The sequence below is a fragment of the Corynebacterium sp. H130 genome (genome assembly GCF_037572395.1).
Lineage (GTDB): Bacteria > Actinomycetota > Actinomycetes > Mycobacteriales > Mycobacteriaceae > Corynebacterium.
In genome coordinates, this window is the sequence record NZ_JBBHLA010000001.1 from 268,670 (window position 1) to 291,063 (window position 22,394).

Consider the following 22,394-nt stretch of genomic DNA (forward strand, 5'->3'; position numbering starts at 1 on the left):
TCGGCGATCACGGCGTTTAGGGCACCGAGCCAGCGGCTTGATCTTGGGGCGAAGCTACTTTCAGGCCATATTACGCGGTTGCTGTGGCACGGAGCCAGCTTGCCTAGTCACGTGTCAGGAAACAGAATGTTTCGCTGTGATGCGTGCCGGGAAATGCGTCAAAAACTCGAACTCTGCGCAAAACATAGCCACGTTCTTGCCATTCGAGCATGTCCCGAGCCATCGTGGCTGGATCACAGCCGACGTGAATGACAGCTTTCGGTGAGCGCGCAGCCACTGCGGCAATTACTTCCCTACCTGCGCCCTTGCGCGGCGGATCAAGAACTACGGCATCCGGCGCCTCGAGCTTGTCGACGACCTTCGCAACATCCCCGGTGACGAATTCGATACGTTCTTCGCCGAGTGCCTTCTTTCCCACTTCAGCGGCATGTTTTCCAAGTTCGACAGAGATCACACGGGAGCTTGGCAGTGCTCGTCGAATAGCGGGGACGAAGAGCCCGACGCCACCGTACAAGTCCCACACCACGGGCTCGCTACCTAGATCTATTTCGCCGAGCCACTGGGCCACGATGTCGCAATACGCGTCGGGAGCTGCGCTGTGCCCCTGCCAGAAACCTAGCGGGTCCAGCTCGAACGTCGCACCGTAGACAGTTTGAGTGACTGTGGCAGGTCCACTGACGTGGCGGATTTTCCGGGAAACGCTGCGTCCACGAGCGGCCTTGTAGGATTCCACTACTGTGCGCTCGCCAGTCGACCCCACGGCCACGATCAGCTCTGCCCCTGGGGTGTACGAGCTGGAGGCCAAGATGTCATCCAAAAGGCCGGCTGGAGCTTGCGCACACGTCTTCCCAGTGATGATGTCATTGCTGTGTGAGGCACGGAAACCCGGACGCCCCTGGGCATTGACTCCCAACCGGAACCGCGTGCGCCAGCCAACCTGTGGACGCAGCGGTTGTTCCTCGATGTTTGGGATTTCAGCGACTTTGCCGATGCGCTGAAGCTGTTCGCGGACAATACCTGTCTTCATCGACAATTCGGCCTGCGGATCAACAATGCTGTAATCACAACAGCCAGCACCTGCTGCAGCCGCTGCGCATCGATGATCCACGCGGATCGGAGATGCGGTCACCACCGATGTTGCGCGTGCCCGGGCGAAGTTCTTTTTCACGGTGACGAGCGTGGCCTCGACAGTATCGCCGGGCACCGCGCCTTGCACGAACACGGCCATGCCTTCATAGCGCGCCACTCCCTCACCGCCGTGGGCAGCCTTATCGACGGTTACGGTAATGGAGTCACCAGGACTAAGCATTATGTTCCTCTTGCGCAGCATTGGCCCTGCGCACAGCCCAAATAGTAACAAGTGTGACAAGTCCCGTCAGTGGCCAACCCATGATCAGCTTAACTGCGGCAAGAGTGTTGGTGGCATCGTCGTTGTACAGCGTGTTTTGCACAATAAAGCGGCTAAAGAACACCACCGCCCATGCGAGGGTGGCGAGGTCGTACATGCGCAGTGCCACCTTGTGATTACGCCAACTCATGTCTTCGCCGTTGATTCCGCGCCAGATCACGCCAACCGCAGGCCACCGGAACAGGATGGAAGCGACGAACACAATGCCGAAAACCAGGCTCACCCAAATGCCATAGAGGAAATATCCTTTGGCGTCTCCGGTGTACCAGGCGATGGCTGCACCAATGGCTACACCAAACAACCCCGAGATTGCCGGCTGCATGTTTTCTTTACGCACGAGGCGATACACCGCAACGAGCAGGGCTACGCCCAGCGCAGCTGCCAATGCGGGGAGCAGGCCCCAACGATTATTCACCGGGATGAGAACCAGGATGGGCAGCGTGGAGGCGACCAGGCCGCTCAGACCGCCCATCTGTTCCAGCAAAGTTGGTTCAGAATCGCTCATTAGCTCTCCGCGCTTCGGTCGCGCATTTGTTGCAAGGCTGAGCCCTCATCAGGTGCTCCTTGAGGTGCAGGGTTTACTTCTGGGGCTGGCGCAGCTTGTGGCTGCTCTTGCTGCTGCGCCATAGCGGCTGCCTGTTCTGCACGCTGACGCATTGCTTCTTGAACCTGCTCCACCAATGCCGCTGGCATGACCACAGGAAGCACGTTGCCTGCCATCATCGGGGAATCGCCACGGTAAACGAAGGTGCGGGCGATCATCTCTCGACCGAGTACGGCCAGATCATCTGCAGTATCGTTTGGTGCAGCCAAGGTGACGCGAAGGGTCCAACGCGGGCCTTCAGCACCAATCATGCGGATCGTGGCGTGCTCTGTTTTACCGACGATTTCTTGTCCCCAAGGGCCATCCTCAAGGGAGGCGTCCAAACCATCACCACGCATGCCAGAAACGATCTCCGGAATCGATTCTTCCCAAAGACCACCGCTCATGGAGGATGCAAAGGCAACTGGAGTCACTCGCCCGACCTTCGTGACGATGTGCACCATCCGTGGTCCATCCGGCCCCATTTCGACCTGTACCTCAGAAGGACGTGGCATCGGAATCTTGACTGAGCCAAGATCGAGCGCCCCATCGGAGAAGTCGCTGAAGTCGAAATCTTCGAAGTTTACGGAGTCGCCATCAAATGGGCCGCGATCAGGCACCGAAGTTTCGGATTCTTGAGTCTCAGCAACCTCGATTGTTTCCTCTGGCTGCGGTTCGTCATTTTTCTTTGAAAAAGGCCACATAGCTCTCTACATCGCTTTCTGAGCTCTAGATACCGGTCGAACCGTAGCCACCGGAGCCACGGACTGTGTCATCGAGGGAATCAACTTCATCGAAGTCCATCAACTCGACTCGCTGAATGACGAGTTGAGCAATCCGGTCGCCTCGACTGATTGAGATTGGCGTGCGTGGATCCAAATTGATCAAGCACACCTTGATTTCTCCACGATAGTCTGCATCGACCGTTCCTGGCGTATTCACGATTGAAAGTCCCTGCTTCGCAGCGAGACCGCTACGTGGGTGGATGAGGCCCACGGTGCCCAAAGGAAGAGCAATAGCGATACCGGTTCCAACCAAGGCTCGCTCTCCTGGCTCGATGGTTACAGACTCGGCTGCATACAGGTCGGCGCCAGCGTCACCTCTATGCGCCCGCTGTGGCAATGGCAGGTCGGGATCGAGACGCTTGATTTTTACGGAAGTAGGGAAACTCATTTCGCTCACGATTTATACCCTAGCTTTACTGACACCCGTGAGGCGATGTGGCCATGCTCTAGTAAGGTTGATAGTCGTGAATACAACCGGATCAACTGTGCTTTACCAAGAACGACAATGGGTGCCGTGGTACTGGTGGCTCGCAGGTGTGGGAGCATCTTTCCTTACCGCTGCCCAAATTGGCCATAACCGTGAGGTCGTCTGGTTTTGGGTACCGCTGATCTTCTTCGCCACCATTGTCCTATGGTCCCTGTGGCAGCTTTCCAGCACGCAACTTCGTGTAGAGAAAGACTCAGACGGTATTACGTGGTTGACGGTTAAGGGGGCTAATTTGCCCAATAATGTTGTTTCCCGCACTCTTTCCGTCCCAGCAACTGCAAAACGCAATGCGATGGGCCGTCAGTTAGACCCTGCAGCTTTTCTTGTCTCACGCAGCTGGATCCCAGAAATGGCCATGTTCGTCATCGATGATCCAGAAGACCCGACTCCCTACTGGCTGGTGTCCACCAAGAATCCAGAAAAACTATTGGCTGCGTTCACTCAGTAACGAGGCTGCATTTCAGGTCAGCGACGCGTGCTGAAAACGGAAGTACTATTTCCTCGCCGGTACACCGTTTCACATGTCAAGCCACGAGCAACAAAAAAGGGGCTGGGAACCAATAGGTTCCCAGCCCCTGAAGCGTTCTAGCTATGCGCAGTCCAAGCAGATGATCGTGCCATCGCTCTCGGTGTGAGAAATGCGGTTGCGACGCTGTACGAGGAAGCAGCTACCACAGGTGAATTCGTCATCACGACGTGGCACCACGGTGACATTGAGTTCTTCGCCCGACAGATCAAGCGCAGGAAGATCAAAAGGCTCGACCATGTCGTCATCATCGTCCATATCCGGGACAGTGTTCTCTGCTGCCTTGAGTCCCTCGAGGGAATCAGTGTCGAGCTCATCTTCGATGCGGCGGCGAGGTGCGTCGTAGTCGGTAGCCATGCCTTGTGGATCCTTATGTTTGGAGTGTGAAGGAACCGCCAACCGGGGTGGTTGACGAATGTGCATATATCGACGCGGATATTAAAACAAGATCCACGCTTTGTCACATTGCCACTCGGCGTGTCACCTAAATCTCCTGCCTACCTGCAGTTTTGTAGCGGATATTTCCCCCGGTCATTGCACCCGCAACGGCGGTGTGCCGCCTATGCCGTCGAGAAGCTCCCATAGCCGGTCAAACACCCCGGCAGCAGCCACCAGGGTTAGCTCACCATTGGCGCCGGCGCTAGATAGCGGTGGTGTGTGTGCCACTGCGCCAGCCTCCGCTGCGATCAGCGCCCCGGCGGCATAATCCCAGGCATTGAGCCCATGCTCAAAGTGCGCATCCACGTGACCGGACGCAACGGCACACAAATCGAGGGCTGCGCTGCCCATGCGCCGAATATCTCGTACCTGAGGAAGGAGCTCGGCAACCAGTTTTCCTTGTGCGTCGCGTCGTTTGGCGGAGTAACCAAAACCTGTGGCAATCAAGGAAAGTCCGATTTCTTGAACTTCGTTGCACTTCAGCGGGGTTACTTCTTCACCACGCCGTACGGTCGCACCATGCCCCTTGACGGCGCTGTAGAGCTCTCCCGTCGCCACATTGCACACAGCACCTACGATGACTTCACCGTCACGAGCTGCGGCGATAGACACGGCGTACTGCGGAATGCCGTACATGAAATTCACGGTGCCGTCGATGGGATCCACAATCCACGTGATCCCGGATTCGGAATGAGTATCGCTGCCCTCTTCCCCAATCACACCGTCTTGAGGCCGAAGTTGCTGCAACTTCCCAACGATGAATTCTTCCGCCATCGTGTCGACAACAGTCACCGGGTCCACTGGCGAACTCTTGGTCTGCGTGTAGGCGCGCACATCACCGAGCTCACGCCGCTTTTCGACGATCTTTTCCGCAGCTTCCTGTGCCACGCTGGTCGCCACCTGATGTAAATCCATGTACTCCGTCATGGCTTCCATTCTTACGCCGATTTGGTCGCTGCGCCGTGCCAGCGGTTTTTCTTTAGAATGAACGCATGACTCAGCACGGTTTCGGCATTGACGTTGGTGGCTCCGGTATCAAGGGTGGCGTAGTCGACCTCGCCACGGGTGAGCTGGTGGGAGAACGAATCAAGATCCTCACGCCCAAGCCCGCTACCCCTGACGCCGTTGGTGAGACTATCGCCCAGATCGTCGAGCAGGCCGACTGGGAAGGACCGGTTGGGATCGCGTTGCCATCGGTCATTCGGAAGCAGCACGCGCTGACGGCTGCCAACATCGACAAGACCTGGGTAAACACTGATGTGCAGGAACTGTTCGGCCGCCACCTCACTGCGCGTGAAATCTTTGTTCTCAATGACGCAGACGCCGCCGGCATTGCTGAGGCGACGTTTGGCGCTCCGGAGGCGTCCACCGGCAGCGCCATTTTGCTCACCTTTGGCACCGGAATCGGCTCAGCCTTTCTACTCAACGGTGAGCTCTTTCCGAACACCGAACTTGGTCACCTCATGATCGACGGCAAGGAGGCCGAGCATCGCGCGTCTTCCGCGGTGAAGGAACGCAAAGACCTCTCCTACGCTGAATGGGCGAAGCGGGTAGACAAAGTGCTGCACGAATTCGAGCGGCTCTTTGGCCCAGATGCGTTCATCGTTGGTGGCGGAATTTCCCGCAAGCATGAAAAATGGGTTCCGCTGCTCACCATTGATACCCCGGTTATCCCAGCACAACTGCGGAATCAGGCGGGCATCGTGGGCGCGGCCATGGCCGCCGAAAAACAACTTCGCCCCTAAAATTACGAGGGTATAACACCCCTGCTGGACAACTTACTCTATACTGGCGTGTTGACCGTTGACTTCAGGTATGCATTAGCTTCAGGCATCTGCCTAACATCGCAGCTTAAGCGATTATTTTCATTTTCGCAGTGAGATGCCTTGCTGATGCGCTTGATTTCTACAAATGTGCCAGCGCTGGTACTGGATGAATCATCAAGGTGAAAGGGCGTACGTGGTAGCCACCGACTCTCCTGATTCGGCACAACCTGAAGGTGCTGCAGAGAAGAAGACTGTTAAGAAGGCTGTAAAGAAGGTCGCCAAGAAGGCGGTGCGCAAGGCAAGTCCGCGCGTCGCCAAGCAGGCGACCGAACCTGCGGCTGACGACGCAGTTGCCGCTGCAGTCACCACTGACGACAGCACCGACACTCCGGTGAAGGCCGCCGCGAAGAAGACTGCGAAAAAGACGGCCAAGAAGGCAGCTAAGAAGGCGGCCAAGAAGACCGCTAAAAAGGCTGCGAAAAAGACCGCGAAAAAGGCAGCCAAGAAGGCTGCTGCTCCAGCTGTTGAGGCTGAGAAGGTCGAAAAGTCGGGCGAGGACGAAGAAGCAATCGACGTTCTTGAGGACGACGAGCTCGAAGACGACTTTGACAGCGAGCCTGACGACGACTTCAACGACCTCACAGACGACGAAGAAGTAGCCGAGGACGAGGAAGACGAAGAGGAAGACGGTTCCTCCGTTTGGGACGAGGACGAGTCTGCTGCACTGCGTCAAGCTCGCAAAGACGCCGAACTGACCGCGTCCGCCGACTCTGTGCGCGCTTACCTTAAGCAGATCGGTAAGGTTGCCCTGCTTAACGCAGAGCAGGAGGTCTCCCTAGCGAAGCGCATCGAGGCCGGCCTCTACGCCACCTACAAGCTCGAGCAGATCGAGGAAGCTTTGGCGTCCGGCGACAAGGACGCCAAGCTCACCCCTGCTGTCAAGCGCGACCTGCGTGCCATTGCTCGCGACGGTCGCAAGGCAAAGAATCACCTTCTCGAAGCGAACCTGCGTCTGGTGGTCTCCCTCGCTAAGCGTTACACCGGCCGTGGCATGGCTTTCCTCGACCTGATTCAGGAAGGCAACCTGGGCCTGATTCGTGCCGTGGAGAAGTTCGACTACACCAAGGGCTACAAGTTCTCCACCTACGCCACCTGGTGGATTCGCCAGGCCATCACTCGCGCAATGGCTGACCAGGCTCGCACGATTCGTATCCCGGTCCACATGGTGGAAGTCATCAACAAGCTTGGTCGTATTCAGCGTGAGCTGCTTCAGGACCTCGGTCGCGAGCCTACCCCGCTCGAACTGGCCAAGGAGATGGACATCACCGAGGAGAAGGTGCTGGAGATCCAGCAATACGCCCGTGAGCCAATCTCCCTCGACCAGACCATCGGCGATGAAGGCGATTCCCAGCTCGGCGACTTCATTGAGGACTCCGAAGCGGTCGTCGCAGTGGACGCCGTCTCCTTCACCCTGCTGCAGGACCAGCTCCAGGACGTGCTGCAGACCCTCAGCGAGCGCGAAGCTGGCGTCGTGAAGCTGCGCTTTGGCCTTACCGACGGTATGCCGCGCACCCTCGACGAAATCGGCCAAGTTTACGGCGTCACCCGCGAACGTATCCGCCAGATTGAGTCCAAGACGATGTCTAAGCTGCGTCACCCTTCGCGCTCCCAGGTGCTGCGCGACTACCTCGACTAGCGTCTCAACGCATAAGCCCCGTTTTGCTTTGGATTACGAGCAAAACGGGGCTTTTTTAACGATTCTTCCCGTAAGACAGCCGGCGATGCACGTATTCAAACGGCCCCGGCTTCCCTGCCAATTCCAGCACGTAGGCGAAGACTAACGTCACCAACCACATTGCTACCGCAATAGCAAAAGTATCGGCAGCGCCTCTCCCCTGCCCCAAACCCAGACCGTATGGAACCACGAAGATCAAACACAAAATGGATTGCATGACGTAGCCCGTCATAGATCGTTTGCCAAGGGCCTGGAACATCGCAATGGGGACTGGCAGCCGCTGGCCGTCGTTAAGCTTGCGCTGGAACGGCTCGCAGGCCAGCGCGACCATCGCCACGATGCCAGGACCGGTAAGCACACCGAACGCCTGATTCAGCATCACTAGAGGCATTTCAAAGCGGGGGCTGATCACCCCAGCACCTGCCAAACCAAGAGGCAGGCCGATGATGAGTATCACCGCAATGCCGATCCACATGGCGATCTGAAGCTGCTTTCGGTGCGCCTCAACATCTCGGAGCACGCCCCGGCGCGCGGCGATGAATCCGAGGATCATGACGGGGCCAATCATCATGATGATGCTTGGGAGCGTAAAGGGTGAGGCCACAACCAGGATCGCACCCAAAATCAGCTGACCGAGATAGGAATTACTTATCCCCTCAATGCTTTGCTCCATTCCTGATTGCGGGTTGAGCATCATCTGGCCCATGCTTTCGTCGCCAATGGCGAACATCAACACTGCCAATCCGATGAACAACAGAGTATTGGCACCGAACAAACACCCGGCGATGATCAGGAGGACCTTGTCTTTCACGGCCAAACACAGAGCCAGCAACATTCCGATCAAGCCATAAGTCAACATGATGTCGCCGTAGAACAAAAACAGGCAGTGAGCTAGCCCGAACAGAGCGAGAAAGCCATATCGCTTCACCAACTGTTTGCGGGCGGCCTTGAGTGGCAGGCCGCGTCGGTACAGGCTCATGGAGATGAGCCCGACACCGAAGCCAAGCAACGTGGCGAACATTGGAAGACCACGCACGTGGAGGAACATGGCGCCGAAAATCACAGCGGCTTTGTCCCACACGCTGCCATCCACGACGCCACCAAGCGTCGCACCCAATGGGGCATCCATGACAGGAGCCCAGGCGGTCGCTAGGTTAGCCCCGGCAATTCCAAGGAGTGTCAGTCCCCTGGCAACATCTGGTGAGAGGATTCTGGGGGATGATACAGCAGACAATCTTCACTCCAGGTTCTAAAGAAATTGAAACCTAATAACTGCGGTAGACCCTACCACTTTCGCAGGTATGCGATCCGGTCGCGCAGCTGTTCTGCAGTACACAGCGCTGTGGGCGGGCCACCACACGCGTTGCGGGCCTCCGTATGAATCGCGCCGTGTGGACGCCCAGTGCGAGACGCAGTGATGGATACCAAGGCGTTAAGCTCCTTGCGCAGCTTTGGAATCTCCTCGCCGGCCAAGCCTTCTCGCGGATTGAATGCAGGAGCTGCTTCTTCCTTGCGCTTCTTTTCCTCCGCTGCCCGGGCTTCCACTTGCTCTGCCTGGCGCTGACGCAGCAAGGCCCGCATCTGCTCAGCATCGAGCAATCCCGGCAGACCAAGATAATCGGCCTCTTCTGCCGATCCTGTGAAAGCTCCGGTGCCATAGGTGGAGCCGTCGTAAATCAGCGAATCAAGTTCTGCTTCCGCGCCCAGGGCCTCATAGGTGGGCAGATCGTCCTTCTCGTTCTTCTGTTTGTTAGCCTCAGCCAGCAGCTCGTCGTCCCAGCCTTCTTTCGGACGGTCCGGCTTGCCCAATACATGGTCTCTCGACGTCTCGAGCTTGGAGGCAAGTTCAAGCAACACAGGGACTGAGGGAAGGAACACCGAAGCAGTCTCCCCAGCTTTGCGCTTTCGCACAAAACGACCAATGGCCTGAGCAAAGAACAACGGAGTCGAGGCGGAGGTGGCGTAGACACCGACAGCAAGACGCGGAACGTCAACGCCTTCGGACACCATGCGGACAGCCACCATCCACTCGTCGGTTCCTTCCGAGAAGGTTGCGATGCGCTCTGAAGCACCTTCTTCATCAGAGAGGATCACCGCCACTGGAGTTGAGGACAGCTTGCCCAGAATTCGGGCGTAGGCGCGTGCAGTTGTCTTGTCTGTGGCGATAACGAGGCCGCCTGCATCCGGGATACTTTCTCGCAACTGCATCAGTCGAATGTGCGCTGCCTGCAGCACCGCTGGAATCCACTCACCCTTTGGATCCAAGGCTGTCTTCCACGCCCGAGCCGTTTGCTCTGGGTTAAGCGGTTCACCCAACCGGGCTGCGTACTCTTCGCCTGCGCTATCTCGCCAACGAGCTTCGCCGGAGTAGGCCAGGAACACGACCGGGCGGACAACGCCGTCCCGCAAAGCATCGGAGTATCCATACGTGTGGTCGGACTGGGAGACGAGGTGGCCTTCGCCGTCTTCGACGTAACGGACAAACGGGATGGCGGAATCGTCCGAGCGGAATGGCGTACCGGTGAGTGCGAGACGTCGTTCGGCATCTTCATAGGCGATCTTGATGCCATCACCCCAGCTGCGAGCATCGCCACCGTGGTGGATCTCGTCCAAAATCACCAGCGTTCGGCGTGCGGTAGAAATCGCGTGATGCTTGTACGGGTGCATCGCGACCTGAGCGTATGTGACACAGATGCCCTGGTATTGCGGGTTCACAACACCCGAGCTGTTCGTGAAATTCGGGTCCAGTGAGATACCGAACCGAGCGGCGGACTCGGCCCACTGCACCTTGAGGTGCTCAGTCGGCACCACAACGATGACACGATCGACAGTGCGATTAGCCAAAATGTCAGAGGCAACAGTGAGCGCGAAGGTCGTCTTACCTGCGCCTGGTGTTGCCACAGCAAGGAAATCCTTGGGCTTGGCCTCCATGTATTTGTCTAGTGCTGCCTGCTGCCAGGCACGAAGCTTTCTACTCACTTCTTGCGCAGACCTCGGTAGATCCGTTCGCAGTCAGGGCAGACAGGGCTGCCAGGCTTAGCTTGCTTCGTCACTGGGAATGTCTCACCACAGAGCGCCACGACAATCTTGCCGTTCACCGCTGAGTCGATGATCTGGTCTTTCTTGACGTAATGGAAGAACTTCGGAGTGTCATTACTTGTCCCGGTGTCCTCCCGGACGTCAGTCTTTTCGATGGTCTTCGTTAACGTACTCACGCCAACTATCATGCCCCATCGTGGTGTCGCGCGTAGCAACAGGATTAAGGTTGGCTGTATGGGCAGCAAAAAGCGCGAAAACGGACGTCGCTTTGCTTTGCGACGCCCAAAACCAGCTCTCATCACCGATGCAGAGCGCTCTCCTTTGGAAAACTGGGAGCACCGGAAGCGGGTGTACAACTGGATTCAGTTCTCTCGCGTTCCTTTCCTCTTAGCTGCAGGTGCCTCCTATATGTGGCTGCATAACTGGATTCTGGCCACGATTCTTTTCGTGATTTCTGTGCCTCTGCCTGGCATTGCAGTGGTCATCGCTAACGGGGCCGGTGAGCCCAAGGACGAGCGGACCAAGCAGGTGTACAAGCCACAAATTGCTCGGGCGCAGCGACAGCAGACTGCGGCAGAACTCAGCAACCCAGATCAGGACCGACTGCAGCTAGAATCTGGGAACACCCCGGATGACCCCATCATCATTGATCACGACTAAGCCGTGAAGGATCGTTTCCACCGTGAGCCACACCGAAAAACTGCAGGACATAGCCCCTGCGCTCAAGGATGTTTTCCGACGCCATAATTTCACCCTGGCAGGAGTCTCGGACGTGCTGGGGCCTGCCGGCACCGCCGCATGGCGTCGCGGGGAGCCCGCGGCTGTGCGTCGGCTCTGCCAAGAAAACGCCCCGCTGACGTCGCTCATTCGCTGGTTTATCCTCAAGGATCCCGTAGAGGTTGCGGCTCTAAAAGAGCTAGTCGGAGCAGATGCTGCCGACGTTCTTATTAACGATGGCCGAATCGCTTTTGACATCATTCCCCACGAGATTCATGGCCGGGACGAGTGGGTCTTTTCCGACGTCGATGCCTCAATGATCAACCACATCCCGGGGCCCGAGCATGTGCTCGGTGTCGGTGCCGCTTCCCTATCGCTGCTGGACACTGTTCCACTGTCCGCAGTTGATACGTTGCTCGATTTGGGGACTGGTTCTGGCGTCCAGATTTTGGGCCAGGCTGGCGTCGCTAAGCATGCTACCGGTACCGACGTCCACCCCCGCGCCCTTGATTTCGCGCGTGCAACCCTCGCCGGTCACGATGACGTCGAGTTGTTGGAGGGCTCGTGGTTTGCTCCGGTCGAGGGACGCACCTTCGATCGAATTGTCGCTAACCCTCCGTTTGTCGTCGGCCTGCCAGAGGTTGGGCACGTGTACCGCGATTCGGGTCTGAGTCTCGACGGTGCAAGCGAGCTGGTTATTTCCGAGCTTTTCAATCATCTCAATCCTGGGGGAACCGCACACGTGCTCGCCGCCTGGGTGCACACTGCCGACGACCGCTGGCAGCGCCGAGTCGCATCGTGGCTGCCAGACAACGGGGTCTGCGCTTGGATTGTCCAGCGGGACGTTGTGGACCCTGAAATGTACGTTGGCACCTGGCTTCGCGACGAGTCCCTTGATCCCCGCTCCCCCGAGTCTGCCGAGCGTACGCAGGTGTGGCTGGACTATTTTGCCGAGAACGGCGTCACCGGAATCGGATTCGGTTACGTCGCCGTGCAGCGTCTTGACGACGACGCTGCGTCCGACATCCTCGCAGAAGAATTGAGCCACGAGTTCACGGATCCGTTAAGAGATGAGGTCAGCGAACACTTTGTGCGCAGTGCCTGGCTTCGTGAGCAGAACCAAGAGAGCATCCTGGGAGGCAAATATCTGCTGCGTCCAACTGTTGCGACTGAATCAGTCCAGGTGGTGAGCGAAGATGGAATGGGCTTTGCTCCCGCCGTGACGCGGATTTCTCGAATGGATGGGCCACGGTGGAGCCATGATATTGACGAACACCTGCTACGGATCGTCTCCGGTGTGCATCCCCAGGGCCTGAGCCTTGGAGAGATCATCGAGTTGTACTGCTTTGCCCAAGATCTGGATTCTTCAGCACTGAGTCCATACGTGGTCGGAGCGGTCATCGACCTCATTCGCCATGGGTTCCTTATCCCCGCCGAATTGTTAGAGGAGGACTGATGCGCGCGGTATTAACTCGAGTGTCTTCGGCAAGCGTGACTGTTGATGGCGAAGTCGTTGGCGCCATCGAATGCCCGGAAACGGGAGGCATTCTCGCCCTCGTGGGAGTTGGCCGCTATGATGCTCCTGACGCGTGGGAAACAATGGTGCGCAAAATTGCAGAGCTGCGCATTTTGGAGAATGAACAATCAGTCTCGGAGGCCGGTGCTCCAGTATTGCTGGTGAGCCAATTTACGCTCCATGGTCGCACTGCCAAAGGTCGCCGGCCATCGTGGAGTGATGCAGCACCGGGCGAGGTGGCAGCTCCAATCATCGAAAAGATTGCTGAGGGTCTGCGGGACCGGGGAATTGATGTCCAGGAGGGACGCTTCGGCGCAATGATGAAGGTTGCCAGCGTGAACGAAGGTCCATTCACCGTCATAGTCGAGTGTTAGTTTCTACTTTTGACCTGCGGATAAAAGAATATTTCCGCTACGGGGAACCTTTCTAGCCTCTGCTCCGTTGTTTAGGGTAGAACCAACGACGAGCAGGAGGCACTCATGACTCAACCGTCCACCGAAGCTTTTAGCGAAACAGAAGTGGATCGCGGCAGCCGTCGTGGTCACACGAACGACAATCCCTCGGCGGACCTGGTTCGCGTCTACTTGAACGGCATCGGTAAGACGGCGCTGCTGAACGCAGAAGAGGAAGTGGCCCTCGCCCAGGACATCGAGGTTGGGCTCTACGCCGAATACCTGCTGGAGCACGAGGCAGAGAACCTGACCCGCGCCAAGAAGCGTGACCTCAAGGTGCTGGCAAAGGAGGGAAAGAAAGCCCGCGCGCACCTTCTCGAGGCTAACCTTCGTCTCGTTGTTTCCCTCGCTAAGCGTTACACCGGCCGTGGCATGCCACTGCTTGATCTCATCCAGGAAGGCAATCTTGGCCTGATCCGTGCGATGGAGAAGTTTGACTACTCCAAGGGCTTCAAGTTCTCCACCTACGCCACGTGGTGGATCCGCCAGGCTATCACCCGAGGCATGGCAGACCAGTCCCGCACCATCCGCCTCCCAGTCCACCTGGTGGAACAGGTGAATAAGCTGTCCCGCATCAAGCGCGAGCTCTACCAGAATCTCGGTCGAGAGGCGACGAATGAGGAGCTCGCCGCAGAGTCTGGTATCGATGAGTCCAAAATCGAAATGCTGCTGCGTCAGTCTCGCGATCCAGTAAGCCTGGACATGCCAGTTGGTGCTGACGAAGAGGCACCACTCGGTGACTTCATCGAAGATTCCGAAGCCACCGACGCCGAAACTGCTGTCGTCGCGTCCTTGCGTCATTCAGACATCCGCAGCGTATTGGACACCCTGGAGCAGCGCGAACAGGACGTCATCTGCTTGCGTTACGGTCTCGACGACGGTGTACCACGCACCCTGGATCAAATCGGACGCAAGTTCGGTCTGTCTCGCGAGCGTGTCCGCCAGATTGAGCGCGAAGTGATGGCCAAGTTGCGCGATGGCGACCGGGCCGCGAAGCTTCGGGATTATTCCCTCTAAGTTCCCCTTGGGTACGCCCCTGCACTGGGAAGTCTTGTCCTGACAAGTCTCCTGGTTCAGGGGCGTTTTCATTCATTCTTTGCTGCTTAGTATGCGCTAACATGAGGTTTGTCGATAGGATGAACGTCCCAAGCTTTCTCCCGGTCACTGTCTGACTCCAGTCACAGGTGCCCTGAAGACGACGGCGCTTTGTCCACTATGGAAAGGTCAGTGTTCTTGAAGGACTTGGTAGATACCACAGAGATGTACCTGCGGACCATCTATGAGCTTGAAGAAGAAGGGATTATCCCTCTCCGTGCACGAATCGCCGAGCGCCTCGAGCAGTCCGGGCCAACCGTGAGCCAAACGGTTGCACGCATGGAACGCGACGGATTGGTGCTGGTAGCCCCCGACCGCAGCCTGCAAATGACAAATGAGGGTCGTGCGCTGGCCACTGCGGTCATGCGTAAGCACCGGTTGTCTGAACGACTGCTTACCGACGTCATCGGCCTCGACATCGACAAGGTCCATGGCGAAGCCTGTCGCTGGGAGCACGTTATGAGCGACGAAGTTGAGCGTCGTCTCGTGGAAGTACTCGAGTGTTTTGACTCCTCCCCTTTTGGCAATCCCATCCCCGGTCTCGACGAATTGGGTGTCCCGGTATCCACTGTCGCGCTCGGCGATCGCATTGTCGATCTGCCACGCGATAAGGAAGTGACTGCCAAGGTTAAGCAGATCAACGAAATCATCCAGGTCGAGGAAGACGTCGTACGCAAGCTCCGTGACGCTGGAATCCGGCTTGGTGCGACAATCACCGTCGTCAATCGACGCGAGGGAGCGGAGCTGCGCTGCGGCGATGCAGTGATCACACTTCCTGAAGAACTTAGCCACGCCATCCGAATTGAAATTTAAGGCAAGGACAACGGACAAGATGAAGGTTTTGGTAACCGGCGGCGCCGGCTACGTGGGCAGCGTATTTTCTCATGTTGTGGTCGAAGCAGGTCACGACGTCACGATCCTGGACAATCTCACCACCGGCAATCGCTCCGCGGTGCCGGAAGGTGCGACGTTTATCGAAGGTGATGTGAAAGACCGGATCGATTCCGTTCTTGCCGAGGGAAACTTCGATGCCGTTTTGCACTTCGCCGCTCGGTCATTGGTAGGCGAATCTGTTGAGAAGCCAGACGAGTACTGGCACGATAACTTCGTCACCACCCTGGCTTTGCTCGATGCGATGCGCGCCCATGGTGTCGGAAACCTTGTCTTTTCTTCGACGGCTGCAACCTATGGCGAGCCAGAGCAGGTCCCAATCACTGAGGACATGCCGACCTCCCCTACGAACGCCTACGGTGCGACGAAGCTGGCTATCGATTACGCGATTACGTCCTATGCCAAGGCATTCGGTCTGGCTGCGACGAGCCTGCGCTACTTCAATGTTGCCGGTGCTTACGGGCAAGTTGGCGAGAACCGGGAAGTGGAAACCCACCTGATTCCGCTAGTGCTGCAGGTAGCTCTGGGCCACCGTGACAAGATCATGATCTTCGGCGACGATTGGCCAACGCACGACGGCACCCCAGTCCGCGACTACATCCACATTCGGGATTTGGCGGACGCACACTTGCTGGCAATGGAATCGAACAGCCCAGGCCAGCACCGTATTTTCAACTTGGGCTCAGGCGATGGCTACTCAGTGCGCCAGGTCATTGACGTCTGTCGCGAGGTAACCGGACATCCGATTCCGGCTGAGGTTGCACCACGTCGCGCCGGTGATCCTGCCGTGCTCATCGCATCCTCTGAGAAAGCAAAGCAGGAGCTCGGCTGGAACCCGACCCGCACCGATCTACGCACCATCGTTCAGGACGCATGGGCGTTCACCAAGAACTTGGGCGATGCAGCCCATAGTGCTTCCCGAGTGCGTTAGCCTCGCACCAACTTAACTCGTGCAAGACGAGCGCCCTCCACACAGGCCCGATACAGCAGTGTCAACCCGCCACAGTGGAGGGCTTCTTGCATGAGATAGGTCAACCGGTGGCGAGGACACGAAACGTTGGCTAGTTCCAACGCCTGTGGCACCCGGTGATTGTGGCCTATGAACGAGGCAGCCATAGCTGCGCAACATAAGGCATGCGCTCGTGGTTCCCCTCGTAGCACCCGGGCCACGGCGACACACAGCCGATAGAAGGCAGCTGAGTAGTCGCCGACTGCATAGTCGAGCAATGCATCCCGGAGCCAAGTGTGTCCAAAATACACACTGGCATGCTCGATGATGTCGTTGTCAGCTTCGATCTCGTCTTCAGAAAGCTGATAGGAAATGACGCGGTCTATGATGTCTTGGAAATCATCGATGAGCGACCTCGTCATTAGCTCTGCGTCGAAGGCATCGCTCGCTTCAAGTGCTCCGATCAAAGATTCAGCGTGCATAATGCAGTCCCTGGTGAGTTGCTCTCGCCCATCGATGGTTACTGATTGCTGCGTCGGCTCAAAATACGCGTAGCTTTCCCTCCTATTAATTGCCGGAAGATCTCCGCGCTGGACGAACGACGCCATGGCCGGCGATGCAAGGATCTCCGCTACCTCACCCTGATCCCACTGTTGACGAAATGAAGTGAATTCACTGAGACCGTCAACCCCTTCACCTGTGATTCGGGTATATTGCGCTCCCGAGAACAACTCAGGCACGTGCCAGACCGCGGACAATGGGACGCCCGTTTCGTGACAGAGAACCTCGAATTCCCGGGCGCATTCGAGCGCTCCCTCCGTCCCCACGACGACCCCAAAAACGAGGTCAGGTTCGATGTGAGCGATATAGTCAACAAATCCCGAATCGTGATTTAACGCCCCAAAGTCGGCGCGCAGCATCGGGCCAAGTACGTAGCGTCCTCCCTTCCCTACCTCAGCTTGGCGAAAGAAGAGGAAAGCGATGAGTGAGTTTTCAGGGTGGTACCCGAGAACGCCCGGGATATTGGATATGAGAAAGCCTGGTGTGAAATCTGGATGTGTGCTCATGCCACGCAGTATCAGTGCTGCTTTGTTTTCGCGAAAGGGCATGTCTTCGAAATGACCGTTCAACTGTGGATAACCCGAGTTATCCACAGCTTCGTCGGAGCGGGGATAGACAATCACATCACAGGTCATGGAATAATAAAGGATTCACACCTGTTGCACTGAAGTACTAACGCAATAGTTTTTAGTTTGAGGAGGACACATGGCAGAGCTTTCGGGAGGTGGCCGTACGACTCGGATGTACGAGCTGGAATTCCCTGCCCCAGAGGTCGCAACCGATGGTGTGGCTGGTCCAACTCTGATTGTTGCGATGCAGGGCTACGCGGATGCTGGTCAGGCTGTTGAATCGGGTGCTTCCCATTTGCTTCAGGCATTGGATCACCGGCCGCTTGCGTCCTTTAATACCGATGAACTCATTGACTATCGTTCTCGTCGCCCAGCAGTGACTATTGAGCACAATGAAGTCATTGACATCGCAGATCCAGAGCTCAACCTGCATGTCGTTAAGGACAATGCTGGCACTGCATTCCTGTTGCTGTCAGGCCCTGAGCCTGACCTGCGTTGGGATGCCTTCACCGGTTCCGTTGCGGATCTTGCCGAACGTTTTGGTGTGCAGCAAACGATCTGCCTTTATGCAGCTCCAATGGCAGTTCCGCACACTCGCCCGCTTGTCGTTTCTGCACATGGAAACAACAAAGAGATCCTGCAGCGGATGTTTAACATCGACACCCGTATTACTGTCCCAGGCTCAGCCTCGCTGCATTTGGAACGCAAGCTCAATGCGCGCGGGCGCAGTGTTTCTGGGTTCACAGCTCACGTGCCCCATTACCTGGCGGCTTCTGACTATCCGGAAGCCACACTCAAGCTGCTCAAGGCAGTTTCGGATGCAACAGGTTTGCAGTTTCCGTTGGCAGCAATCGAAGCTGACGCGGAAAAGGTGCGCACACAGGTCGAAGAACAAGTTCACGATTCCCACGAGATTCAAGCCGTAGTGCGTGCTTTGGAGTCTCAGTACGACTCGGAAATGGAACGGCATCAGGAACAGTCCCGCCAGGAGATTCTTCCGGCAGATGCTCCTATTCCTTCCGGTGAGGAACTAGGCGCCGAGTTTGAGCGTTTCCTCGCAGCTCTCGACGATGATACGAACCCAGAGACTGACACGGACGAGCAATAACTCCCCGCACAGGCGAGCAGCAGCTACGCTGGATAAGGTGAACCTTAGCCAGATGCTGCCCGACCTGAGTGACGTCCCCGAGTCTTTGTTTGACGAGTCGATCTTTGACTCTTTCCTTTCATGGACACGTGAAAAAGGGATTTCCCTTTATCCGGCGCAAGAGGAAGCCGCACTCGGAATCCTCGCTGGCGATAACGTCATCTTGGCCACCCCCACTGGTTCAGGCAAGTCCATGGTGGCCATCGCCGCCCACTTCATCGCAATGGCCCGCGGGCAGCGTTCCTTCTACACTGCCCCGATTAAAGCTCTGGTCAGTGAGAAATTCTTCAGCCTCTGCGACATCTTCGGACCCGAAAATGTTGGCATGATGACTGGTGACGCGACGGTAAATGGGCGCGCACCGATTATTTGCGCCACCGCCGAAATCGTCGCCAACATTGCGCTTCGCGACGGCAAAGATGCTGATATCGACCAGGTGGTCATGGATGAATTCCACTACTACTCAGAGCCGGACCGTGGCTGGGCATGGCAAGTTCCGTTACTTGAACTTCCCAAGGCCCAATTCCTCCTGATGTCGGCGACTCTCGGCGACACCAACTTCTTGGAAAAGGACCTGGAATCGCGCACCGGTCGGACCACAAACGTTGTCAGCGGTGCAGAGCGCCCGGTCCCGCTGGAGTTTTCCTACGTATACACTCCGGTGCACGAGACCATCGAAGAGCTGCTCAGTACTGGCAAAGCACCAGTGTATGTCGTTCATTTCACCCAGCGAGAAGCCACCGAACGCGCTCAAGCGATGACGTCGATGAATGTACTCACGGCTGAGGAGAAGGAGAAAATCGCCACGGAGATTGGTGCCTTCCGATTCACTACCGCATTTGGAAAGACCTTATCCAAGCTGCTGCGACGCGGAATTGGCGTGCACCATGCGGGAATGCTTCCGAAGTATCGTCGCTTGGTAGAAAAGCTTGCTCAAACAGGACTACTGAAAGTTATTTGTGGCACAGACACCCTTGGCGTGGGCATTAATGTCCCAATTCGCACAGTGTTGATGACAGGCCTTACTAAATTTGACGGGTCTAAGATGCGAATGCTGAAGTCACGCGAATTTCACCAAATTGCGGGGCGCGCAGGTCGGGCGGGTTTCGACACCATCGGTACCGTCGTCATTGAAGCCCCCGAGCATGAAATTGAGAACTATCGACTTCGACAGAAGGCTGGAACTGATCCAGCGAAGCTGAAGAAGATTCGGAAGAAGGTCGCTCGCCAAGGTGAGGTGACATGGACTTCGAGCACGTATGAGCGTCTGATTTCTGCCGAACCAGAGCCAATGACCAGCCAGTTCAGAATCTCGAACTCCATGCTGCTCAATGTCATCGCCCGCCCTGGGGACGGTTTTGAACACATGCGCGCCCTGCTGCGGGGCAATCATGACACGAGGGCTAAGCAAAATAAGGACATTCTGACGACGATTGAGCTGTTCCGAGGATTGCTTGCCTCAGGAATCGTCGAGAAGGCGCCAGAGGGCCGTGACGCTGCAGGCCGCCGCTACCATCTCACCGCCGAGCTGCAACGCGACTTCGCACTCAACCAACCATTGGCGCCGTTTGCGGTGGCTGCTCTAGAACTGCTCGATCGCGAATCAGATACTTTCGCGCTTGATGTGGTGAGTGTCTTCGAGGCAATTCTTGACGACCCGCGCCAGATCCTGGTCGCGCAGCAGAAGTTCGCTCGCGGTGAGGAGATCGCCGCGCTGAAGTCCGAAGGCGTGGATTACACGGAACGAATGGCGATCGTGGAAGACATCACGTGGCCTAAGCCACTGAATGATCTGCTCGAAGACGCGCTGGAATCGTACAGCAAGGGCAATCCATGGGTTCGGGAGTTCGACATCTCCCCTAAGTCCGTGGTTCGCGACATGATCGAGCACGGCATGACCTTCTCAGATCTGGTGGCAACCTACGGCGTGGGACGCAGCGAGGGCGTGGCGTTGCGCTATCTCACTGACGCGTGGCGGACGCTGCAGCACACTGTGCCCACCGAGTACCTCACTGAGGAGCTGGAAGACATCATCGTCTGGCTCGGTGAGACCGTACGTCAGGTGGATTCGTCCCTCGTGGATGAATGGGCGCAAATGGCAGACCCAGATGCCCCTATTTCAGCTGAAACTGTGCAGCGGGAACTGGCGTTCGGCGTACAAGATCCTAATGCGTTGTCCGCCAACCCTCGGGCACTGAAAATCATGGTCCGCAATTTCATGTTCCGACTGGTCGAACTGTTCGCGTTGGAAAAGGAAGAGGAACTCGAGTTCATCGTTGCGCATCTCGAGGACAAGCCCGATTTTGGGGATGCCTTGGACGCCTATTTTGATGATTATGCCGATCTCGATGTGGGGCCAGCAGCTCGCGGTCCGGAGTACTTCTCGGTTAAAACCACCGGGCGACACTGGCAAGCAGAGCAAATCATCAAAGACCCAGAAGACGACAAGGTCTTCGCCTTCGAGGCAGTTATTGATCTTGATGCTTCGGACGAAGCGGGAGAAGTCATTTTGGAAACGCTTAAAATTCGGATTTCTTAATTCAAGTTAAATTCAGTTGAGTTTTATAAAATTTGCAGGTCAGCTGATTAAATTTGTTGATCCGCAAACACTTTCACAGCTCGTAAGTGACTTAGTGATACAAAAGTGTTTAGATATCAACAGCATTGTTGTAACACAATTGTTATGAACTTCGCTTCTCAATGGGTCGTACTTTCGGCTGAACTTTGACGAGTGCGCATGGTTACGCGCTCATATTCAGCTCACGGCCCACGTTTTAGGTAGATGAGGATTAATAAAATGGCTTCTCGCGGGTACCGCCCAACGCTGGCCCAGCTGCGAACTTTTGTCACGATTGCGGAAACCAAGCACTTTGGAACCGCCGCTGCAAAGTTGTCGATTTCCCAGCCGTCCCTTTCTCAGGCACTTGTTGCGCTTGAGTCTGGCCTGGGAGTGCAGCTCATCGAGCGTTCGACTCGCCGAGTGATCGTCACACCTATTGGCGAAGCACTGCTCCCAGAGGCAAAGGCAACCCTGGACGCTGCAGACAAGTTCCTCAGCCACGCCCAGGGCGCTGAAGGCTCCCTCACCGGCCCGCTTTCCATCGGCATGATCCCAACGGTAGCGCCATACATTCTTCCTGACTTCCTGCAGCTCATGTCCACCGAGTTCGATGACCTCGAGCCACGCATCGTCGAAGCCCAGACCGAACAGCTTGTCGCGCAGCTTCGCGACGGCCACCTCGACGTCATCCTCATCGCCGTCCCATCCGCAAAGCACGGTTTGGTTGAAGTGCCGGTATACACCGAGAAGTTCGTCCTTGCAGTGCCGGAAGGCCACGAGCTTGCGGGCAAGAAGAACCTGCCATTGTCTGTCTTGCAGGATCTGAATTTGCTGCTGCTTGACGACGGCCACTGCCTACGAGATCAGATTGTCGATCTTTGTCGCACGATTGATGTACACCCAACGACCACTCGTTCTGCAATCGCTCAGGCCTCGAGCCTAGCTACAGTCATGCAGTGTGTTGCCGGTGGACTTGGCGCAACTCTGATTCCAGAATCCGCAGTTGAGTGGGAGTCAAACCGCCCAGGTATTGCCACCGCAACTTTTGCAGCTGACGTTCACGCGGAGCGGACCATCGGTCTTGCTTTCCGTTCCTCTTCCCACCGCGCGGAGGAGTTCAGCGAGTTCGGCGCCATCATTGCTAAGGCATTCGCTGCAGCCATCTAACGG

At 56.7% G+C, this 22,394-nt stretch carries 22 protein-coding genes; 12 read left to right on the forward strand and 10 right to left on the reverse strand.

Features of this window, described 5'->3' with window-relative positions:
* Positions 1 to 103 precede the first annotated feature (103 nt).
* Genes WG939_RS01305 through dut form a run of 4 tightly spaced genes read right to left on the reverse strand, consistent with a single transcriptional unit; the run spans position 104 to position 3,164 of the window.
* Complete coding sequence (locus WG939_RS01305; protein ID WP_339981729.1) at positions 104 to 1,309, reverse strand: class I SAM-dependent RNA methyltransferase; 1,206 nt, start codon at positions 1,307 to 1,309, stop codon at positions 104 to 106.
* Entirely contained in the window at positions 1,302 to 1,913 is a 612-nt protein-coding gene (locus WG939_RS01310) for a DUF3159 domain-containing protein (protein ID WP_339981730.1), read from the reverse strand. The genes WG939_RS01305 and WG939_RS01310 overlap by 8 nt, the downstream gene beginning before the upstream one ends.
* Entirely contained in the window at positions 1,913 to 2,695 is a 783-nt protein-coding gene (locus WG939_RS01315; protein WP_339981732.1) for a DUF3710 domain-containing protein, read from the reverse strand. The genes WG939_RS01310 and WG939_RS01315 overlap by 1 nt, the downstream gene beginning before the upstream one ends.
* A 25-nt stretch (positions 2,696 to 2,720) precedes the next feature.
* Positions 2,721 to 3,164, reverse strand: coding sequence for a dUTP diphosphatase (gene dut, locus WG939_RS01320; protein WP_339981733.1), 444 nt, complete (start codon positions 3,162 to 3,164; stop codon positions 2,721 to 2,723).
* A 76-nt stretch (positions 3,165 to 3,240) separates the two neighbouring features.
* On the opposite strand from dut, the gene WG939_RS01325 reads away from it, so the two are divergent.
* Positions 3,241 to 3,711 (forward strand): DUF3093 domain-containing protein, encoded by a 471-nt coding sequence (locus tag WG939_RS01325; protein WP_339981734.1) that lies wholly within the window; start codon positions 3,241 to 3,243, stop codon positions 3,709 to 3,711.
* A gap of 141 nt (positions 3,712 to 3,852) precedes the next feature.
* On the opposite strand, the gene WG939_RS01330 is transcribed toward WG939_RS01325, so the two are convergent.
* Together WG939_RS01330 and WG939_RS01335 are read right to left on the reverse strand one after the other, a co-directional pair.
* Positions 3,853 to 4,146 (reverse strand): DUF4193 domain-containing protein, encoded by a 294-nt coding sequence (locus WG939_RS01330; protein WP_339981735.1) that lies wholly within the window; start codon positions 4,144 to 4,146, stop codon positions 3,853 to 3,855.
* A gap of 174 nt (positions 4,147 to 4,320) precedes the next feature.
* Positions 4,321 to 5,154, reverse strand: a complete 834-nt coding sequence (locus WG939_RS01335; protein ID WP_445227846.1) for an inositol monophosphatase family protein — start codon at positions 5,152 to 5,154, stop codon at positions 4,321 to 4,323.
* 65 nt (positions 5,155 to 5,219) lie between these two features.
* Between WG939_RS01335 and ppgK the strand changes: the two genes are divergently transcribed.
* Both ppgK and WG939_RS01345 read left to right on the forward strand, forming a co-directional pair.
* The gene (ppgK, locus tag WG939_RS01340; protein WP_339981737.1) at positions 5,220 to 5,972 is read left to right on the forward strand and encodes a polyphosphate--glucose phosphotransferase; all 753 of its coding nucleotides are present in this window, start codon (positions 5,220 to 5,222) and stop codon (positions 5,970 to 5,972) included.
* A 214-nt stretch (positions 5,973 to 6,186) separates the two neighbouring features.
* The gene (locus WG939_RS01345; RefSeq protein WP_445227847.1) at positions 6,187 to 7,689 is read left to right on the forward strand and encodes an RNA polymerase sigma factor; all 1,503 of its coding nucleotides are present in this window, start codon (positions 6,187 to 6,189) and stop codon (positions 7,687 to 7,689) included.
* A gap of 55 nt (positions 7,690 to 7,744) precedes the next feature.
* Here the strand turns inward: WG939_RS01345 and WG939_RS01350 are convergent, their stop codons facing one another.
* The 3 genes from WG939_RS01350 to WG939_RS01360 all read right to left on the reverse strand — a co-directional run bounded on the left by WG939_RS01350 (position 7,745) and on the right by WG939_RS01360 (position 10,955).
* Complete coding sequence (locus WG939_RS01350) at positions 7,745 to 8,857, reverse strand: DUF418 domain-containing protein (protein WP_339981739.1); 1,113 nt, start codon at positions 8,855 to 8,857, stop codon at positions 7,745 to 7,747.
* A gap of 155 nt (positions 8,858 to 9,012) precedes the next feature.
* Positions 9,013 to 10,707, reverse strand: a complete 1,695-nt coding sequence (locus tag WG939_RS01355; protein ID WP_339981740.1) for a DEAD/DEAH box helicase — start codon at positions 10,705 to 10,707, stop codon at positions 9,013 to 9,015.
* Entirely contained in the window at positions 10,704 to 10,955 is a 252-nt protein-coding gene (locus tag WG939_RS01360) for a DUF3039 domain-containing protein (protein ID WP_339981741.1), read from the reverse strand. Before WG939_RS01360 ends, WG939_RS01355 begins: the two co-directional genes overlap by 4 nt.
* Before the next feature lie 46 nt (positions 10,956 to 11,001).
* Between WG939_RS01360 and WG939_RS01365 the strand changes: the two genes are divergently transcribed.
* From WG939_RS01365 to galE, 6 genes are all read left to right on the forward strand, one after another.
* The gene (locus WG939_RS01365) at positions 11,002 to 11,427 is read left to right on the forward strand and encodes a DUF3099 domain-containing protein (RefSeq protein ID WP_339981743.1); all 426 of its coding nucleotides are present in this window, start codon (positions 11,002 to 11,004) and stop codon (positions 11,425 to 11,427) included.
* Positions 11,428 to 11,449: 22 nt separating this feature from the next.
* Complete coding sequence (locus tag WG939_RS01370; RefSeq protein ID WP_339981744.1) at positions 11,450 to 12,940, forward strand: class I SAM-dependent methyltransferase; 1,491 nt, start codon at positions 11,450 to 11,452, stop codon at positions 12,938 to 12,940.
* Entirely contained in the window at positions 12,940 to 13,374 is a 435-nt protein-coding gene (gene dtd / locus WG939_RS01375) for a D-aminoacyl-tRNA deacylase (RefSeq protein WP_339981746.1), read from the forward strand. Before WG939_RS01370 ends, dtd begins: the two co-directional genes overlap by 1 nt.
* A 105-nt stretch (positions 13,375 to 13,479) precedes the next feature.
* Positions 13,480 to 14,469, forward strand: coding sequence for a sigma-70 family RNA polymerase sigma factor (locus WG939_RS01380; RefSeq protein WP_339981748.1), 990 nt, complete (start codon positions 13,480 to 13,482; stop codon positions 14,467 to 14,469).
* Positions 14,470 to 14,685: 216 nt separating this feature from the next.
* On the forward strand, positions 14,686 to 15,360 hold the full coding sequence (locus tag WG939_RS01385; RefSeq protein ID WP_339981750.1) for a metal-dependent transcriptional regulator: 675 nt from the start codon (positions 14,686 to 14,688) through the stop codon (positions 15,358 to 15,360).
* Positions 15,361 to 15,379: 19 nt separating this feature from the next.
* Positions 15,380 to 16,369: a UDP-glucose 4-epimerase GalE gene (galE, locus tag WG939_RS01390; RefSeq protein ID WP_339981751.1), complete on the forward strand. Its 990-nt coding sequence runs from the start codon at positions 15,380 to 15,382 to the stop codon at positions 16,367 to 16,369.
* Here galE and WG939_RS01395 read toward each other — a convergent pair.
* The gene (locus tag WG939_RS01395; protein WP_339981753.1) at positions 16,366 to 17,583 is read right to left on the reverse strand and encodes a DUF4192 domain-containing protein; all 1,218 of its coding nucleotides are present in this window, start codon (positions 17,581 to 17,583) and stop codon (positions 16,366 to 16,368) included. The two genes, galE and WG939_RS01395, sit on opposite strands and share 4 nt — an antisense overlap.
* A gap of 70 nt (positions 17,584 to 17,653) precedes the next feature.
* Here WG939_RS01395 and WG939_RS01400 point away from each other — a divergent pair, with 70 nt between their 5' ends.
* The 3 genes from WG939_RS01400 (at position 17,654) to WG939_RS01410 (ending at position 22,391) form a co-directional block, all read left to right on the forward strand.
* On the forward strand, positions 17,654 to 18,625 hold the full coding sequence (locus WG939_RS01400; RefSeq protein ID WP_339981754.1) for a PAC2 family protein: 972 nt from the start codon (positions 17,654 to 17,656) through the stop codon (positions 18,623 to 18,625).
* A 37-nt stretch (positions 18,626 to 18,662) separates the two neighbouring features.
* Positions 18,663 to 21,203, forward strand: coding sequence for a DEAD/DEAH box helicase (locus tag WG939_RS01405; protein ID WP_339981756.1), 2,541 nt, complete (start codon positions 18,663 to 18,665; stop codon positions 21,201 to 21,203).
* A 258-nt stretch (positions 21,204 to 21,461) separates the two neighbouring features.
* On the forward strand, positions 21,462 to 22,391 hold the full coding sequence (locus WG939_RS01410) for a LysR substrate-binding domain-containing protein (RefSeq protein ID WP_339981757.1): 930 nt from the start codon (positions 21,462 to 21,464) through the stop codon (positions 22,389 to 22,391).
* Positions 22,392 to 22,394: the final 3 nt, after the last annotated feature.

Excerpts from the sequence above, each read along its gene's own strand:
- WG939_RS01305 (WP_339981729.1), bottom strand. The coding sequence starts at position 1,309 with ATGCTTAGTCCTGGTGACTCCATTACCGTAACCGTCGATAAGGCTGCC.
- WG939_RS01310 (WP_339981730.1), bottom strand. The coding sequence starts at position 1,913 with ATGAGCGATTCTGAACCAACTTTGCTGGAACAGATGGGCGGTCTGAGC.
- WG939_RS01315 (WP_339981732.1), bottom strand. The coding sequence starts at position 2,695 with ATGTGGCCTTTTTCAAAGAAAAATGACGAACCGCAGCCAGAGGAAACA.
- dut (WP_339981733.1), bottom strand. The coding sequence starts at position 3,164 with ATGAGTTTCCCTACTTCCGTAAAAATCAAGCGTCTCGATCCCGACCTG.
- WG939_RS01330 (WP_339981735.1), bottom strand. The coding sequence starts at position 4,146 with ATGGCTACCGACTACGACGCACCTCGCCGCCGCATCGAAGATGAGCTC.
- WG939_RS01335 (WP_445227846.1), bottom strand. The coding sequence starts at position 5,154 with ATGACGGAGTACATGGATTTACATCAGGTGGCGACCAGCGTGGCACAG.
- ppgK (WP_339981737.1), top strand. The coding sequence starts at position 5,220 with ATGACTCAGCACGGTTTCGGCATTGACGTTGGTGGCTCCGGTATCAAG.
- WG939_RS01350 (WP_339981739.1), bottom strand. The coding sequence starts at position 8,857 with ATGGATGCCCCATTGGGTGCGACGCTTGGTGGCGTCGTGGATGGCAGC.
- WG939_RS01360 (WP_339981741.1), bottom strand. The coding sequence starts at position 10,955 with ATGATAGTTGGCGTGAGTACGTTAACGAAGACCATCGAAAAGACTGAC.
- WG939_RS01365 (WP_339981743.1), top strand. The coding sequence starts at position 11,002 with ATGGGCAGCAAAAAGCGCGAAAACGGACGTCGCTTTGCTTTGCGACGC.
- dtd (WP_339981746.1), top strand. The coding sequence starts at position 12,940 with ATGCGCGCGGTATTAACTCGAGTGTCTTCGGCAAGCGTGACTGTTGAT.
- WG939_RS01380 (WP_339981748.1), top strand. The coding sequence starts at position 13,480 with ATGACTCAACCGTCCACCGAAGCTTTTAGCGAAACAGAAGTGGATCGC.
- galE (WP_339981751.1), top strand. The coding sequence starts at position 15,380 with ATGAAGGTTTTGGTAACCGGCGGCGCCGGCTACGTGGGCAGCGTATTT.
- WG939_RS01395 (WP_339981753.1), bottom strand. The coding sequence starts at position 17,583 with ATGACCTGTGATGTGATTGTCTATCCCCGCTCCGACGAAGCTGTGGAT.
- WG939_RS01400 (WP_339981754.1), top strand. The coding sequence starts at position 17,654 with ATGGCAGAGCTTTCGGGAGGTGGCCGTACGACTCGGATGTACGAGCTG.
- WG939_RS01410 (WP_339981757.1), top strand. The coding sequence starts at position 21,462 with ATGGCTTCTCGCGGGTACCGCCCAACGCTGGCCCAGCTGCGAACTTTT.